Origin of the sequence: Paenibacillus sp. FSL L8-0470 (genome assembly GCF_038008625.1) — a bacterium.
GTDB lineage: Bacteria > Bacillota > Bacilli > Paenibacillales > Paenibacillaceae > Paenibacillus_AQ.
Genome location: NZ_JBBOZM010000001.1, coordinates 2,562,672 through 2,579,426 on the forward strand (window position 1 = coordinate 2,562,672; position 16,755 = coordinate 2,579,426).

15 protein-coding genes are annotated in these 16,755 nt (G+C 50.3%); 14 read left to right on the forward strand and 1 reads right to left on the reverse strand.

Going from position 1 to position 16,755, the window contains the following annotated elements:
• The first annotated feature begins 52 nt into the window (after positions 1 to 52).
• The 11 genes from NST99_RS11480 (at position 53) to NST99_RS11530 (ending at position 11,444) form a co-directional block, all read left to right on the forward strand.
• Positions 53 to 634: an ATP-dependent Clp protease proteolytic subunit gene (locus NST99_RS11480; protein ID WP_038589409.1), complete on the forward strand. Its 582-nt coding sequence runs from the start codon at positions 53 to 55 to the stop codon at positions 632 to 634.
• A 19-nt stretch (positions 635 to 653) separates the two neighbouring features.
• Positions 654 to 860 carry a hypothetical protein gene (locus NST99_RS11485; RefSeq protein ID WP_341091715.1) on the forward strand — a complete coding sequence of 69 codons (207 nt, stop codon included), beginning with the start codon at positions 654 to 656 and terminating at the stop codon, positions 858 to 860.
• 195 nt (positions 861 to 1,055) lie between these two features.
• On the forward strand, positions 1,056 to 2,708 hold the full coding sequence (locus NST99_RS11490) for an AraC family transcriptional regulator (protein ID WP_341091717.1): 1,653 nt from the start codon (positions 1,056 to 1,058) through the stop codon (positions 2,706 to 2,708).
• 123 nt (positions 2,709 to 2,831) lie between these two features.
• Positions 2,832 to 3,857: an ABC transporter substrate-binding protein gene (locus tag NST99_RS11495; RefSeq protein WP_341091718.1), complete on the forward strand. Its 1,026-nt coding sequence runs from the start codon at positions 2,832 to 2,834 to the stop codon at positions 3,855 to 3,857.
• Positions 3,858 to 3,886: 29 nt separating this feature from the next.
• Positions 3,887 to 4,894, forward strand: a complete 1,008-nt coding sequence (locus NST99_RS11500) for a FecCD family ABC transporter permease (RefSeq protein ID WP_341091720.1) — start codon at positions 3,887 to 3,889, stop codon at positions 4,892 to 4,894.
• Between the two features lie 59 nt (positions 4,895 to 4,953).
• Complete coding sequence (locus NST99_RS11505) at positions 4,954 to 5,934, forward strand: FecCD family ABC transporter permease (protein ID WP_341097621.1); 981 nt, start codon at positions 4,954 to 4,956, stop codon at positions 5,932 to 5,934.
• A gap of 24 nt (positions 5,935 to 5,958) precedes the next feature.
• Positions 5,959 to 6,720: an alpha/beta hydrolase gene (locus NST99_RS11510; protein ID WP_341091722.1), complete on the forward strand. Its 762-nt coding sequence runs from the start codon at positions 5,959 to 5,961 to the stop codon at positions 6,718 to 6,720.
• A 221-nt stretch (positions 6,721 to 6,941) separates the two neighbouring features.
• Positions 6,942 to 7,445, forward strand: a complete 504-nt coding sequence (locus NST99_RS11515) for a DUF5808 domain-containing protein (protein ID WP_341091723.1) — start codon at positions 6,942 to 6,944, stop codon at positions 7,443 to 7,445.
• A 373-nt stretch (positions 7,446 to 7,818) separates the two neighbouring features.
• Positions 7,819 to 9,018, forward strand: a complete 1,200-nt coding sequence (locus NST99_RS11520; RefSeq protein WP_341091724.1) for a saccharopine dehydrogenase family protein — start codon at positions 7,819 to 7,821, stop codon at positions 9,016 to 9,018.
• Positions 9,019 to 9,038: 20 nt separating this feature from the next.
• Positions 9,039 to 10,175, forward strand: coding sequence for a carboxynorspermidine decarboxylase (gene nspC, locus NST99_RS11525; protein WP_445745027.1), 1,137 nt, complete (start codon positions 9,039 to 9,041; stop codon positions 10,173 to 10,175).
• Between the two features lie 285 nt (positions 10,176 to 10,460).
• On the forward strand, positions 10,461 to 11,444 hold the full coding sequence (locus NST99_RS11530) for a phosphotransferase enzyme family protein (RefSeq protein ID WP_341091727.1): 984 nt from the start codon (positions 10,461 to 10,463) through the stop codon (positions 11,442 to 11,444).
• 611 nt (positions 11,445 to 12,055) lie between these two features.
• Here NST99_RS11530 and NST99_RS11535 read toward each other — a convergent pair.
• Entirely contained in the window at positions 12,056 to 13,672 is a 1,617-nt protein-coding gene (locus NST99_RS11535) for a stalk domain-containing protein (RefSeq protein WP_341091728.1), read from the reverse strand.
• Positions 13,673 to 14,001: 329 nt separating this feature from the next.
• Between NST99_RS11535 and NST99_RS11540 the strand changes: the two genes are divergently transcribed.
• The 3 genes from NST99_RS11540 to NST99_RS11550 all read left to right on the forward strand — a co-directional run bounded on the left by NST99_RS11540 (position 14,002) and on the right by NST99_RS11550 (position 16,677).
• Positions 14,002 to 14,625 carry a deoxynucleoside kinase gene (locus tag NST99_RS11540; RefSeq protein WP_341091730.1) on the forward strand — a complete coding sequence of 208 codons (624 nt, stop codon included), beginning with the start codon at positions 14,002 to 14,004 and terminating at the stop codon, positions 14,623 to 14,625.
• Positions 14,622 to 15,275: a deoxynucleoside kinase gene (locus NST99_RS11545; protein ID WP_038589434.1), complete on the forward strand. Its 654-nt coding sequence runs from the start codon at positions 14,622 to 14,624 to the stop codon at positions 15,273 to 15,275. The genes NST99_RS11540 and NST99_RS11545 overlap by 4 nt, the downstream gene beginning before the upstream one ends.
• 223 nt (positions 15,276 to 15,498) lie before the next feature.
• The gene (locus NST99_RS11550) at positions 15,499 to 16,677 is read left to right on the forward strand and encodes a MalY/PatB family protein (protein ID WP_341091732.1); all 1,179 of its coding nucleotides are present in this window, start codon (positions 15,499 to 15,501) and stop codon (positions 16,675 to 16,677) included.
• The last annotated feature ends 78 nt before the right edge of the window (positions 16,678 to 16,755 follow it).

Sequence of the window (16,755 nt, forward strand, 5' to 3'; positions counted from 1 at the left end):
TGATCCGTTTACAGGGTATAAAGTTAAGGCACATTACAGGAGGTATATAAGAATGAGTATTATTCCCTATGTAATTGAACAAACGAGCAGGGGCGAGCGATCTTACGACATTTATTCCCGGCTGCTGAAAGACCGGATTGTATTCGTGGGTGCGGCCATTGACGACCAGCTGGCTAACAGCATCATTGCCCAGCTGCTGTTTCTGGCGGCGGATGAGCCGGATAAGGATATTCAGATGTTTATTAACAGCCCGGGCGGCTCAACTACTGCAGGGTTCGGAATTTATGATACGATGCAGGTAATCAAACCGCAGATAAATACGATTTGTACCGGTTTTGCAGCTTCTTTCGCTTCGCTGCTGCTGCTCTCCGGGGCTACAGGCAAACGGTTCGCCCTGCCGAACAGCGAGATTATGATCCACCAGCCGCATGGCGGCGCACAAGGGCAGGCTAGTGATATCGCAATCAGTGCCAAGCGTATTCTGCAGATCCGGGAGAAGGTTGTGCGGATCACTGCGGAGCGCACCGGACAACCGGTGGAGAAGGTAGAAAAGGATATGGACCGGGATTATTTCCTGTCGTCCGAAGAGGCGCTGGAATACGGGATTATTGACAAAATCATTACCAAACTTTAAGCGAATGGAGCGGATGGGTATGCTGGTAGCATTGCAAGGGCAAGAGGTCACGGTTAATTTTCTGGATGGTTCCACTGTCAGAGGCGGTGTTCTGGAAGAGATCGACGAGAGGTTCGTGAAATACCGTACGGAATATCAGGTACTGTACATTCCGATCAGCTCTATCCGTGCCGTAGCCGTGGAAACGAAGGAGCGGGAGCGTCCCCGCGTCGGATTCGGGCAGTAAGACCGGAATGTTCCGCTGTAACTGGAATCCCCCAAGCCCCTAACAAGGGGTTCGGGGATTTTTTTGTATCTTTTGCATCTAATAAAGTATTCTCGTCATTGGCATTGAGAACGATTATCAATTATACTTGTTTGTAATAGAGGAATATAAAATGTTCTGTAATGGTGGTGTTCTGTAACAATGGACCTAAAAGTAATGGAACCAGAAGTAACTTCTCCCGCTGAAAAGGATGCTGAGACTCTGCCGGACTGGGATCAGCTGTCCTTCAGACTGTTGTCGGTTCAGGCACTGAGGGGAGACGGGGAGGTCCGGCTGCCCCAGCAGCTGAATTTCTGTTATGCGCTGATTCTGGTGACAGGCGGAGCAGTCCGGATTCATGTGGATCACCGCCAGGTGGAGCTGTCAGCAGGTTCAGTCTGTCTATGCCTGCCGGAGCAAACGGTCGGAACGGCCAAACCGGCCGCCAGCCTGGATATGTATATTTTTTATTTTGAAGTCTATCATTACGGCAAGCCGGAGAACGTTCGTGGCCATGCAATCCATGACGCACTTCTGTTTCCGCCGGATATCGTACTGCAGCACTTTCCAGCTAAGCATATCTCTTCGGTCTATAGTGAAGTTTTCCGGTTATCCGGGTCAGGACAACAGAACATTAGCTTTCGCGCGCAGATAGATTTTCAGGAGCTGCTATATGTGATTCGTATAAGCTGCCGGCAGAAACCCAGAGATACGGGAAGGGCATTGGAGCAGGCCAAGCAATACATAGAGCATCACTTTACGGGGCCGCTGACGACCCAGGAGCTGGCGCAAGCCGCCGGGCTCAGCCCCAAGTATTTTGTGGACCTGTTTAAGCGGAAATACGGCAAAAGTGCAGTGGAATACGCCGCCGAACTGCGGCTGCAGCAGGCGAAACGACTGATGGCGGAGAGTGGACTGAAGCTGAGGGATATCGCCCACCGGGTGGGGTATGCCGATGAGTTCTATTTTAGCAGGAAATTTAAAAAGATGATCGGCGTGCCGCCTGCAGTCTATATGAAAAGCCGTCACCGGAAGCTGGTTGCTTATTCTCCGGCCGTGCTGGGACAATTGCTGCCGCTGAACCTTACACCCTACGCGGCGGCGCTGCATCCGAAATGGACGGAATATTATTATCTGAATTACCGCGGGGATATTCCCGTGCATATCAGCGCATACCGTAACAACCAGGAATGGCAGGCTAACATTGACCTGCTGAGCCAGCATCCGGCTGACCTGATCATCGCCCGGGATGAGCTGAAGGAGCAGGAGAAAACCGCGCTGGAGAAGATAGCTCCAGTCTATTATAGTCATGGCGGCAGCAGTGATTGGCGTGGACAGTTTCAGCAACTGGCGCAGGTTCTGGGCGAGAGCTGGCAAGGAGAGCAGTGGCTGTCAGCGTATGACCGTGAGGTGCGCAACGCCAAAGAACTTCTGCACAAAGCGATGGGCGATGAATCTGTTGCTGTGATCCGGATGCTTGGCAGCAAGCTGTATTTGCACTGCAATTACGGCATGCTGGATATGCTCTACCGGGAGCTGGAATTAAAGCCGGCCTATAAGTCCGGCGAGGATATTTATAACGTGCCAATTACATTGGAAGAGCTTGCGGCTCTGCCGGCAGATCATTTGTTCATGCTGATCCGCAGAGAGAACGATACACTAGGCGAGTGGCAGAAGTTGCAGAATCATCCGTTGTGGTTAAAGCTTTCTGCGGTTCAGAGACACCGGGTGCATCATATGAGCTCCGATCCCTGGCGTGAGCATTCCGCTTATGCGCAGCTGCGGATGCTCCGGCAGACGCTGCAGCTGCTTGCATCCAATCGTCCATAAATATTCCGCCTTTTGTCCATGGTACGGCAGTGAACCCTTCGTTATAATCGAAAATGATAATCATTATCACTTGTTGTGATATAGATTGGACATTTTACAGAGTGGAAGGGGATTTATAGAAAGATGAAAAGATCATTTGGGATAGCAGGACTAATAGCATTATTTGTACTCGTACTTACAGCGTGCGGAGGCAACGGCAACAATACGCCGGCAAATGGGGCCGCAAATGCTGCGGAAACCGCAACAACAGCTCCGGCTGCAACGGCAGAGGCAACAGCAGCAGCCTCACCGGCAGCAGCTGAAGCAGGCACGCGCACGATTGAATATTTAGGGGAGGAATATACGGTACCCGCATCAGCAGAACGGATTGTTATTACCGGAGCTATGGAAGCCATGGAGGATGCGCTGGTGCTGGATGTGCATCCAGTCGGCGCGATTACGTTCAGCGGTGAATTTCCGGAACGCTTCGCTGCCATTACGGACAAGGCTGAATCGATCGGGGAGAAAACCGAGCCGAACTTCGAGACCATCCTGAAGCTGAAGCCGGATGTGATCCTCGGGACTACGAAGTTCAAGCCTGAAGTAGTAGAGCAATTGAAGAAAATCGCTCCGCTCATTCAAGTCTCGCATATCGCCAGCAACTGGGAAGCCAACCTGAATCTGATGGCAGAGCTGACCGGCAAGCAGGAGCAGGCTGCAGCGGAAATCGCCAAATATCAGGCAGCGCTGGAAAGTGCAAAAGCAGAGCTTGGTGAGAAGCTGAAGGATCAGAAGATAGTGGCTGTACGTATCCGTGCGGGACAAATGTTTATTTTCCCTGCGGCGGTATTTGTTAACCCTATCCTGTATAACGATCTTGGCCTGAGTGTTCCGGCTGAGGTAGCAGCGGCGAAAGCACAGGAAGGCATTTCGGTCGAGCAGCTGGCGTCAATGAATCCGGATATCCTGTTTATCCAATTTGCTGCCGATGAGAATGCCGAGACTGCAACAGCGCTGGAAGACCTGCAGAGCAATCCGATTATCCAAAAAATCAATGCGATGAAAAATAACAAGACCTTCGTCAATGTAATTGATCCGTTGTCCGAAGGCGGACCGGCATGGAGCCGCATACACTTCCTGGAGGCTGCAGTGGAGCAGCTGAACAAGTAATCTGAGATTGTACAAAAGAGTGGGATGATATGAAATTATCTGCCGGACTAAAGACGACCTCCCTGCTGGTGCTGGGGGTCGTCCTCATTATACTCGTCGGTGTCTTGTCGGTGCTCTATGGTACTAAATCCATCAGCTATGGCACGGTATGGAATGCGCTGTTTCATCTGGACGTGGACAATATCGATCATCTGATTATCCGTACCTCGCGGATTCCGCGGGTGGCCGGGGCGCTGCTGATCGGCGCGTTCCTGGCCGTATCCGGGGCCTTAATGCAGGGGATGACGCGGAATTATCTGGCCTCCCCTTCAATAATGGGGATTAGCGACGGATCTGTATTTGCCATTACGCTGTGTATGGTGTTCCTGCCCGGGGCTTCATCCATGACGATGATTCTCTATTCACTGGCAGGCTCGATGCTGGGAGCGGCTTTGGTCTTCGGTACAGCCAAGCTGCTGCCCGGCGGGGCCTCGCCCTTGTCACTGGCCGTCCTGGGTACTATTATCGGTACCTTTCTTGGAGGGGTGTCGCAGGCGCTCGCTACCTATTTTCAAATTTCGCAAAATATCAGCTTCTGGTACAACGCCCGGCTGCATATGATGGACCCGGCGTTAATCAAGCTGGCAATTCCGTTTGCCGTGGCCGGCTTGGCTCTGGGTCTGATGATGGCCCGCTCCGTGACAATGCTCTCGCTTGGGGATGAGACCGCTGCAGGCCTCGGCCTTAAGGTCACAGTGGTAAAAGGCTTGACGATGCTGAGTGTCGTCATTTTGACGGGGATCTCAGTAGCCATTGCCGGGAAAATAGCCTTTGTCGGCCTCATAATCCCGCATATCACGCGTTATCTGATCGGTCAGGACTACCGCAAGATCATTCCTTTTTCCGCTTTTTTGGGCGCGCTGTTCCTGGCTGTATGCGATCTTATCAGCAGGTTCGTGAATTTTCCGTTTGAAACGCCGATCGGTGTAGTCACCGCTTTGTTCGGGGTTCCCTTTTTCCTCTATTTAATCAAGACGAGAGGGGGCGGCCAGACTTGAGCAAGTCCTCTCTTTCACCGAAACCAAAGCGGCGTGCTTTCTGGTCGTTGTTTCTGATCATGTGTGCACTCACGTTGTGCTTCATGTACATCAGCCTAACCAACGGGACCTTCGACCTTTCAGCGAAGGATGTGTTCCGTACTTTACTGCGGATTAATCCCGCCAAAGATCATGACCTCGTTATCTTTGATTTTCGTCTGCCGCGCATTGTGCTTGGCGCACTTGTCGGATTCGGGCTGGGAATCGCCGGGGCCGTACTGCAGGGCATTACCCGCAACTCTCTTGCGGATCCCGGAATTCTCGGCATTCATGCTGCTGCAGGAGCTTTTGTCGTATTGTACATGTTCTTTGCGGCAGGGACGATGAAGACCCCGGACTGGTTTGCGGTCCTGTCCATGCCGATGTTCGGCTTTGTGGGCGGGCTGGTTGCCGTCGTTCTGCTCTATATCTTCGCCAGGCAGAACGGTGAGTTTAATCCGCAGCAGCTGATTCTTGTGGGCATCGCGCTTGCATCCGGCTTTGGGGCAATTACCCTGTTTGTCTCACTCAAAATGGACCCGCAAAACTTTGAGATGGCCGCCGTCTGGCTGGCTGGCAGTGTGTACAGCGCGAATTGGAGACAGGTGCTTTCGACCCTGCCCTGGCTGGTCATATTAATTCCAGTGATCTGGAGACGCGCAGCTGTTCTTGATTTAATGCAGCTGCATGAAGTGAGTGTAAAGGGATTAGGTGTCGCTGTAGGCAGAGAACGGCAGATCCTGCTGCTCTGCTGTGTCGGTCTGGTCAGCGCCTGTGTCTCCGTGTCCGGCAGCATTGGGTTTGTTGGCCTGATCGCACCGCATATCGCCAGAAGACTGATCGGCAACAGCTATAAGTACATCGTCCCGTTATGCGGCATGATTGGGATGCTGATGGTGGTTATTGGCGATTTTATCGGCAAAACGGTGTTCGCTCCGGCTCAGCTGCCGGTAGGTATTGTCATCTCTATCATCGGTGTGCCGTATTTCATTTTTCTTTTGTTCAAGACACGCACGAAATAGGTGCGCTTGTAGGAGGTTAATATCATGGAAGGAACCTATAGACAGGAAGAGATTGGCGGCCGCAGGCTGACCCTCTATACTCCGATGTCCTATGGGGAAGAGGGCAGACGGTTTCCGGTTGTCTATCTGCAGGATAATGGCGAAGTGATGGAGCATTCGCTGAATTACCTGGAGCATTTGTTTATAACCAAAGAACTGCCGGAACTGATTTTTGTCGGTATTACCCCGCGTGACCGGAATCATGAATATACACCATGGCCGTCACCGGCCCTGATGCCGGGCAGACCGGATTTTGGCGGTGGCGGTGGAGAGTATTTGGAGGAACTTGTCGGGAGGATCAAGCCGTATGTAGACAACAGCTATCATACTTTGCCAGGACCAGAGCATACGGGGCTGCTTGGCTGCTCCTTCGGCGGACTGATCTCGCTTTATGGATCTTACCTTTATCCCGATGTGTTTGGCAGGATCGGGCTGATTTCCGCATCATTCTGGTATGAAGGTATCGTGAATTACATACAGGGACAGAGCAGGACGATGCCGGAACAGCGGATCTACATGTATGTTGGAGAGCTGGAGGGACTGTACAAGACAAACTTGCAAAAGCAAATGGTCCCACAGTCGCGCCTCGCGCATAAGCTGCTGCTGGAGCAGGGCTTCAGCGAGGAGGCATTGCGCTTTGAGACCAACCCCATAGGAACACATGACAGTGTGTTTTTCAGCCAGCAGCTTCCGCATGCCCTGCACTGGCTGTTTGGAGCAGAGCATGCCGGGGGCAGCAGAGTCTGATCCTGTGGTGAGTGAATCAATGGCGGGCAATCATATAAGGGAGTCTTCTGAAAACCGCGTGGCGGCTAGAAGAAGACTCTTTTTTTACGAGGATCTGAAGAGAGGATGAAATTGTACCGATACTGGGCATTGTAAATGTACATAATAGGTTAAAGAAACTTGAGGCGGTGGCGCTTGCGGGGGAACAGGAGATTTTATACACGGATGATGATGAGTATTGGATGAACGGGACAACCTATAATAACCCTAATGACCGTTCCATTATGGTACCGAAGCGGATTGGAATTGGCACTACGATTAATATAGGGACAAAAACGGGTAAATATATTTATTACGGCCTTTTTGTGTTTGTGGCGGAAGTAATCATCGGGACCGGATGGATCAGTGTCCAGGCAGAGTTCTCTACACCTGTAATGAAGATCGGCGACAGCGGAACTGTTAAGATTCAATTTCCGATGTACAATTACAGCTTTGCACTAGAGGATGTTCTTGAACTGAAGCTGGTGGATCAATTGCCGGAAGGCGGCAGAAGGACTAACGGCATTGGAACGGACAAAGTGGTTATAGGAAACTTTAAGCTGGATCAATTTGGCAAAAGCAAGCTATACCTCTATAAACAATCTCCTCCGTACATTGTAATCAGATTGCCTGACCTCTATGTGGTGTATAACCATAAGGAGGCATCCGAGACCCGGCAGATTTTTGCGGAGCTGCAAGGGAGGTGAGGAAATTCATTGATTTTAAAATAAATCGTATGAAGCAGACCCCTGCTGTGATACAATAGTCCGGTTGGCCTTGTATACGGCGATCCGTTCAATATAGCTTCTGCTTCTTTAGTGCAATGAACAGAAGAAGCCGAGAAAAACAGAGCATTCTCATGTATTGCTATGAATTACAGAGTATTAATAAGGAAACCCGTAGATTTTACAGAAAAGGCATCAGTTTTTGTCGTTTTTTATTGATTTATTCAAATGTATTCTGTATAATCAGCCTTGTTGATTTTTCATATGGAATAGCCCATGCTTCTGAAGCAAGTTTTGTATAAAGCTATTCTTCTGAAGCAACGCTGACAAAACTTTTTTTGGGAGGTTGTTAATTTTGGGAAAAGCGTTAATTATTGGCGCTGGCGGCGTAGCAAGTGTTGTTGTGCATAAATGCTGTCAGAACCCGGATGTATTTGAAGAGATCTGTATCGCGAGCAGAACCCTTGCGAAATGTGATGCTCTGAAAGATAAATTGGCCGGAGGCCAGACGAAGATTTCTACTGCTCAGCTCGATGCAGATAACACGGACGAGGTCATCCAATTGATCAAGAGCTTCCAGCCGGATGTCGTTATTAATGTCGCTCTCCCATATCAGGACCTGACCATTATGGATGCTTGTCTGGCAACGGGAGTGCATTATGTGGATACTGCCAACTATGAACCACAGGATACTGCTAAATTCGAGTATTCCTGGCAGTGGGCTTACAAAGAAAGATTCGAGAAAGCCGGAATTACCGCGCTGCTCGGCAGTGGCTTTGACCCTGGTGTAACCGGTGTGTTCACGGCTTATGCGCAGAAGCATTATTTTGACGAAATCCATACGATTGATATTGTTGATGCCAACGCGGGCGACCATGGTTATCCGTTTGCCACCAACTTCAATCCTGAAATCAATATCCGCGAAATTACAGCCAACGGGCGTTACTTTGAGAATGGCGAGTGGATTGAAACTGCACCGCTGTCCGAGAAAAAAGTCTACGATCTCCCGGAGATCGGTCCGAAGGATATTTACCTGCTGTATCATGAAGAACTGGAATCCCTGGCTGCCAACATCAAGGGCGTGAAGAAAATCCGTTTCTGGATGACCTTCTCGCAGAACTATCTCACTCACCTGAAGGTGCTTGAGAATGTGGGCATGACTTCCATTGAGCCGATCCTTTATGAAGGCAAAGAAATTATTCCTTTGCAGTTCCTGAAGGCGATTCTGCCTGACCCGGCATCCCTGGGACCAAGAACCAAAGGCAAAACCAACATTGGCTGCATCATTCAAGGCACTAAAGACGGCCAGCCAAAAACTTACTATGTGTACAATGTCTGCGATCATGAGGAATGCTACAGAGAGGTTGGCTCCCAAGCCATTTCCTACACCACCGGCGTTCCAGCAATGATCGGGGCTATGCTGATTATAAAAGGCATCTGGAAGAAACCGGGCGTCTACAACGTAGAAGAATTCGATCCGGATCCATTCATGGATGCACTGAACAAACACGGGCTGCCTTGGCAAGAAGATTTCTCGCCAACGCTGCTGGATTAGGACGTAACGTAATGAAGGATATAGATATCGATATCAGCTCACTGCCGTCACCTGCTTATCTTGTGGATGAACGGCTGCTGAAGAAGAACCTCGAGACTCTGAACTATGTGCAAGAGCGTAGTGGTGCGAAAATTCTGCTCGCGCAAAAAGGCTTCTCCATGCATGCCCTGTACCCGCTTGTCGGACAGTACCTGCATGGCGTGACCTCCAGCTCCTTGTTCGAAGCCCGGCTGGGCTTCGAGGAAATGGGCAAAGAGGTGCATGTCTACGCGCCTGCTTATATGGACCGCGAGTTCGATGAGCTGCTCGGCTATACCGACCACATTGTGTTCAACTCATTTGATCAGTGGAGCCGGTTCAAGGATCGGGTGCAGAATGCTCCGAAGAGAATCAGCTGCGGCATCCGTGTTAATCCGGAATATTCCGAGATTGAAGTGCCGCTCTATGATCCGTGCTACAGCTTTTCCCGGATGGGCGTAACTTTGCCGAACTTCCGGCCCGATGAGCTTGAGGGTATTGATGGCCTGCATTTCCATACGATGTGCGAGCAGAACTCCGATACGCTGGAGCGTACGCTTAAGGTCGTGGAAGAGAAATTCGGACAGTACCTGCATGGCATGAAATGGCTGAATTTCGGCGGCGGCCATCATATTACCCGTCCCGATTATGATCTGGAGAAGCTGATCAGCTGCATCCTTCATATGAAGGAAACCTATAATGTCGAGATCTATCTGGAGCCCGGTGAGGCGGTTGCCCTCAATACCGGATACCTGGTGGCTACCGTTCTGGACACGATGCATAACGGAATGGATATTGCCATTCTGGATACTTCGGCCGAATGCCATATGCCGGATGTGCTGGCGATGCCGTACCGTCCGAACATTATCGGCGCCGGAGAGCCGGGCGAACATGCCTATACGTACAGACTCGGAGGCATGACCTGCCTGGCAGGAGATGTGATCGGGGACTATTCATTCCCGGAGCCGCTCAAATACGGCGACAAGCTTGTCTTCCTCGACATGGCGCATTATTCCATGGTGAAGAATCATATGTTCAACGGTGTGAACCTGCCGGCCATTGCTTCGTATAACGAAGAAGAGGGCCTTAAGGTGATCAGAGAGTTTGAATATAGCGACTTCAGCAACAGATTGTCTTAATAATTATAATACCGAGGCGTTCCGCCACCATGTGTTCATGGGTGATGGGGCGCCTTTTTTTGGTTGCAGTTAACGGGGAAGCGGCAGCACGGAATGGTTAAAGCTGTTTTTTCCATTGTTCTTAAGCATAGTACTCGCGTAACATCGAGGAATGAAGCCAGCCAGCTTGAACGTGAAAGGAGTGATCGGCATGAAACGCCGGGCTAATCCATACTATTCCATTGACGGTGAAGAGGAATTGATTACTTAATCCAATTGTGAACTGAAAAGGAGCTGCTGCAACGCATGCTGAAGTTAAAATATTTATTCTCGAATGAAAGTTTGGCGGAGATGCTGCTGGGGAACTGGACATATGATCCGGAGTCGCTGCATTTGTTCCAGTACTATCGAATCTCCTCCAATGCGATATATCCGTTCAGAAGTGCCGGGAACGGGCAATTCCTGCGGTTTGCCCCGCGGTCGGAGAAGCTAATGGAGAACTTGCGGGCGGAGCTGGAGTTCATCTCCTACTTGAAGGACTGCGGATATGGCGTGCTGGAGGCCGTTCCCTCCTTGGAAGGAAAGGAGCTGGCAGAAGCGGAGACTCCCTGGGGAGAGTATTATGCTTCTGTCTTCGAACGTGTACCCGGAGTTCAGCTGCAGTATGCCGGCTTAAGCGATCATGTCATGTTCAAGTATGGCGAGGCCTTGGGCAAGCTGCATCAGCTGTCCAGCACTTATAGCCCTGTACAAACCAAGAGAGGGTCATACCGCGATGTGCTGGACTGGATCGTGGATGTGTTAAAGGTATTTCCGCAGGAAACGGCGGCTGTGGCGGAAGCTCGGCTGCTTGCCGAGTATTTCAGCAAGCTCCCGGTTACAACAGCTAATTACGGGCTGATCCATTATGACTTTGAACTGGACAATGTGTTTTATGATGAAGCTAGTGATACCATCAGCGCGATAGATTTTGATGACTGCATGTATCACTGGTATGCTGTGGATATCGAGCAGTCTCTGGACAGCCTGGTAGGGGAGATTGATCCTGAAGAGTTTGGACTAAAGAAAGAGCGCTTTATGGAAGGGTACCGCAGCCAGTTTAGTCTTCCCGATGACGGTCCCTCTATGGCGGCGTGCAGACGGTTCGCCGATTTGTACGGGTATGCCAGAGTTTTGAGGTCCACCGCTGAACAATGGGAGCATGAGCCGGAATGGCTCACGGGACTGAGAGGCCGGCTGCACCATTCCCTGGTGACCAGATCTGCACGGTTTGGAGAGCGGTTAACCTAGGGTGGCAGCGCAATGTGAGCAGTGTGACGTATGTTGACGAATATTGAGGGATGATGACGGATGTTGATGGATGCTAATGAATGTTACTGAATGCTACTAAATGCTACTGAATGCTACTGAATGCTACTGAATGCTACTGAATGCTACTGAATGCTACTGAATTCTATTAAATTCTACTGAATTCTACTGAATGCTACTACCGATTTAGCGGTAAGTAACTTGTTGCTGTCCCGCCGGACAACCCAGAAATTCGTAACGGGAATTGCGCCCGCTAAATAGATGAAACTAGCGGAATCTGAGTAACTAACGGGAATTTCTCCCGCCTTATTTAACCAAATGGCCCGATGCAGTGAAACGGCTCAAATTAGCGGGAGAAATTCCCGCAATGGTCTTACAGAGGGATGGGATACAACAATACCGGGAGCTTTGCCCGTTATTGTTGCTAAGACTGACTGGTGAGCTTAACAGAAGCTTACAGTAGAGGAAATCCTGAATTGATAAACCCCAGGAAAAAGCGGACCTTGCTTCCACGAAAAGTGGAGCGGAGGCCCGCTTTCTGCTTTTGGACTGGCTTTAGATCGGCTAAAAGATAAGGTTGAGACCGTGGAGATCTATTTGTAGGTGATTGCAATCTCCTCTTCCTGCGGCATCCAATTGACTGTTGCGCCAAGCTGTTCGCTGATAAAGCGCAGCGGCAGGTAAATCGTCCCGTATACGACAAACGGCGGGTTTGCAAGAGTTACCGTTTTGTTGTTCACGGTCGTAACCCCTGTAACAGAATTGATGGTGATGGAGATGGCGGGTTTATCACCAGCGGCGCGGGTAATCGTCACTTTTTTATCCACAGTGGTTGTTGTTCCTCCTGCTTTGCCTGAAGGGACACTCTTCGTATCTTCTTTGTAAGAGACATTGGCCCCCATCTTGTCAAACAATGAACGGAGTGGGATAAAATTCTCCCCGCCCCGGGTAATTACACCGTTCGTTAGAGCAACCCGTTCGCCGTTCAAGGATACTGCAATCGGCTTCTGCACGGGAACGGGTATTTTATAGCTGAACTCATACTCACCATACCCCAGCTGTCCGTCTTTGTTGACGCCCCAGCCAAAGAGGGACCCGTCTTTTTTTTGCAAAATTAGATGACGCTCACCTTCCTGAATAGATGTGATATCAGAGGCCAGGAGGGTGAACTTCGCAGCCGCTGGCATGGAGTCGCCTTCAAGGGAGGCAGAGTAAGCATTGCCATCCGAAGTCAGGGCGACGATTGAGCGTTCCATGAAGTAGGCACCGGTCACGTTCTTGATGCCTGTAAAGCACACGGGAACTTTCTGCTCATGATAATTGGTTCCGTCGGACCAGCCCGTTACGGTGGAGCCCCAGAACCACAGGCGTGATTGACCATCGATGGCGAGCATGGTCCGCGAGTTGCCATGAATCGAGCGGATATCTGTCAATCCTGTCATCCGAGAAGCGGATAGAACAGACGGAAACGGCTTTCCGGAATTAGGGGAGTCATAGGACTGTATAGGCCAGGTCCAGAGTGTACCGTCTTTTTTAAGCGCATATTGCTGCGTCAGCTGGAGGATATCGGTCAAATTCTGGATAGGCTCAAAGGTGGACAGCCCATCGCGGGAGGTCCATACAGTGCCATCTTTTTTCAGGAAGTTGATACGTTCCCAGCTTTTGTTTCCATCCCATTCACTATAACCATTTACTGCAGCGACATTGTCTATGCCGGGAACAGCTGTAAAGCGGGGAGATTTGTCTTCGTCTGATACTCGGGGAGAGCTGAATACCGCGCCATTTCCATCTATAGCTATGTAGCGGTTCCAAAGCGTAGAAAGTTCTGTTAGACTGGTCAGTTCCTGCACAGGAGTGACTTCCACCGCCAGAGTCTTAGGGTTGGTCTGCCACCGCCACACGGCATTATCCTTTGTTACAGCCAGCCCTCCGGCCTGTAGGCCAAACCCATAGGCGGCTTGTACATCCTTCAGCCCCGGAAGCAGAGTAGGCACCGATTTAGTGCCACCCCATATCCAAAGGCTTCCGTCATTTTTAATCAGGTATTCTGGTCCATAGGACTTAATGCCGGCAGTTGCCTGCACTGTTGTTGCGGCTGTTGTGGCAGTAGTTTCGGCAGTCCCGGCAGTCCCGGCAGCAGATGCATGTATTGAAGCCATTGAAGCGGTTAAGCTCAGCAACAAGCATAAAGTCATCGTCCATTTCTTCACGGAAATCCTCCTCGGTAATTTGCGTAATTGACTTATATAGGAAATAAAACAATCTGTAAGGTTAGACGCAAGGACTGGTTAAAAAGTTTCCTAACCGATCTAATACCTCATGATTGTTCGGGAAGAGTAGAGCAATATCAATCAAAAGGCCGTATCGCTTAGTCTGAAGCGGATACGGCCTTTTCTGGAGCGCGCCTGCAAAAAAATCACGAATTCATCCGTTCACAGAAAGCCCTCCTGTGATACAATAGTTTAGTCTGTTTTTTAATGGAATAATCACAGCATGCTTTACCCGGCATTGTCCGTACCTGAGGAGGAAATCAGCGTTAATGAAACATGCACCCTTTATAGCAGTGGAAGGCCCGATCGGAGCCGGTAAAACAACACTTGCCACGATGCTGGCCGGTGAATTGCAGCTTCCGGTCATCAAAGAAATTGTGGAGGAGAATCCGTTCCTGGACAAGTTCTATCAAAACATGGACGACTGGAGCTTCCAGCTTGAAATGTTCTTTCTCTGCAACCGGTATAAGCAGCTTGAAGATACCGTGAACGAGTACATCGCTAAGAACAAGCCGGTTATTTCGGATTATCATATTTATAAGAACCTGATTTTTGGCGAGCGGACGCTGAAAGGCACCAAACGTGACAAATACCGCGAAATCTATCATGTGCTGACTGATGATCTGCCGAAACCGGATATCATTCTTTATATCAGAGCGGATCTTGATACGCTGCTTACCAGAATCGCCAAGCGCGGCCGCCCGTTCGAAGAGGAGATTGCTCCTGCATATCTGCAGCAATTAATAGAGGATTACGACGATGCGATGGCTTCTCTGGCCGTCAGCGAACCGTCAACCGTTATTGTGACTATCGACGGAACTAAGGTAGATTTTGTGGGAAACCAAGAAGACTTTGCCGCAATCGCCGACCACCTAAAGGAGCTTATGAAATGAACCCATACAACATCCCTGATAACGCAATTATTACAGTAGCCGGTACGGTAGGTGTCGGAAAGTCCACACTGACCGGAGCTTTGGCGAAACGTCTCAATTTTCAGACTTCGCTGGAACAGGTAGACCACAATCCGTATCTGGAGAAGTTCTACCATGATTTTGAACGATGGAGCTTTCATCTGCAAATCTACTTCCTGGCCGAACGCTTCAAGGAGCAGAAGAAAATGTTCGAGCTGGGCGGCGGGTTTGTGCAGGACCGTTCCATTTATGAGGACACCGGAATTTTCGCTAAAATGCATGCCGATCAGGGCACGATGTCCAAAACGGACTACGAAACATACACCAGCCTGTACGAGGCTATGGTGATGACGCCCTATTTCCCGCATCCTGACGTGCTGATCTATATTGAAGGCAGCCTGCCGTCGATCCTGACCCGCATCAATGAACGTGGCCGCGAGATGGAAATTCAGACCGATGTCTCCTACTGGGAGCATATGCACGGGCGTTATTCGCAGTGGATTGGCGAGTTCAGCGCCTGCCCGGTGCTGCGCCTGAATATTGACGATTATGATGTGAATGATGCGGCTTCGATGGCGGAGATTCTGAAGCAGGTAGGGAAGTCAATCCAGCGGGTTCCGGTGGAGAAGTGAAGTTGAAGGTCAATCGGAGGAATCCGGTTGGCCTTTTTTGAAATATAGAATGTATATGCTTCACGCTATAAATTATCCTTCTATTTCTCGCTGAACGGATACCGTCCTTTTGAAGACGGCGAGCCGTTTCCACTTGATGGATAGGAGTTAATGCGAGAGGTGCCTGAAGATGTCCCCTGTGATACAATAATCTGAAAAGCCGTAATGGATGGAGGAACCTCACTTGAAGTATAACTTTGACAAAGTAGTTAACCGCCGCAATACCCGCTCCTACAAATGGGATCAGTCCGAGAAGCTGTTCGGAGACAAGGAGATTCTTCCGCTCTGGGTAGCGGATATGGACTTTGAGAGCCCGCCTGCCGTGAAAGAAGCGATTCTTCGGCGCGTTCAGGAGGGAATATACGGCTATAGCGTGACGAGAGATTCCTATAAAGAGGCGATTGCCGGCTGGTACCGCAGACGCCATGACTGGGAGATTCAAAAGGACTGGATTACGGATTCCCCCGGAATCGTTACCTCGCTCAGCCTGTCGGTAGAGCTGTTCAGCAAGCCGGGAGATCAGGTGATTCTGCAGTCGCCCGTCTACTATCCTTTTTATGATGTGATCCGGATGAATGACCGCAAGGTGGCCATTAATCCGCTGAAACTCGAAGACGGCCATTATGTTATGGATTATGTCCAACTGGAAGAGCTGATGGCCGGTGGCGCCAAGCTGCTGCTGCTGTGCAGCCCGCATAATCCGGGAGGCCGGGTGTGGGAGCGGGAAGAACTGCTGCGTCTTGGAGAACTGTGCCTGCAGTATGGGGTAACGGTGATCTCGGATGAAATCCATTGTGATATGGCTATGCCGGGCCACAAGCATATTCCGTTCGCTTCCTTGTCGGAGGAGCTGTCGAATATTACACTGACCACGCTGGCCGCTACCAAGACGTTTAATTTGCCGGGCCTGCAGACCTCTTACATCGTAACCTCCAATCCGGAATTGCAGCGGAAATTTGAGTACAAGCTTAAGACGCTCAGCCTGCACATGTCGGCTTTTTTCACACCAGAGGCTGTGGAAGCGGCATACAATGAAGGTGGAGAATGGCTGGATGAACTTATACAGCATATCAGCGGCAATGCGGAATATGCCATCGGCTACCTCGCGGAGCACCTGCCACAGGTGAAACCAATGACGCCAGAGGCTACTTACCTGCTGTGGATCGATTGCCGCGCACTTGGACTGGACACTGAGGGTCTGAAGAATCTGATGTACCGCGAAGCCAAAGTGGCATTTAATGAAGGATCAGTCTTTGGCACGGAGGGGCAAGGGCATCTGCGGATTAATCTGGCTTGCCCGCATTCTATTCTGGCCGAAGCACTGGAGCGTTTCAGTCAGGCTGCAGCACCTTATGTAAAATAAGGGAATTTACGCGTTAGCGATAAGCCCGCCGTATCTCTTTTGAACACTGCCATGTTCAGAGGATACGGCGGGCTTTTT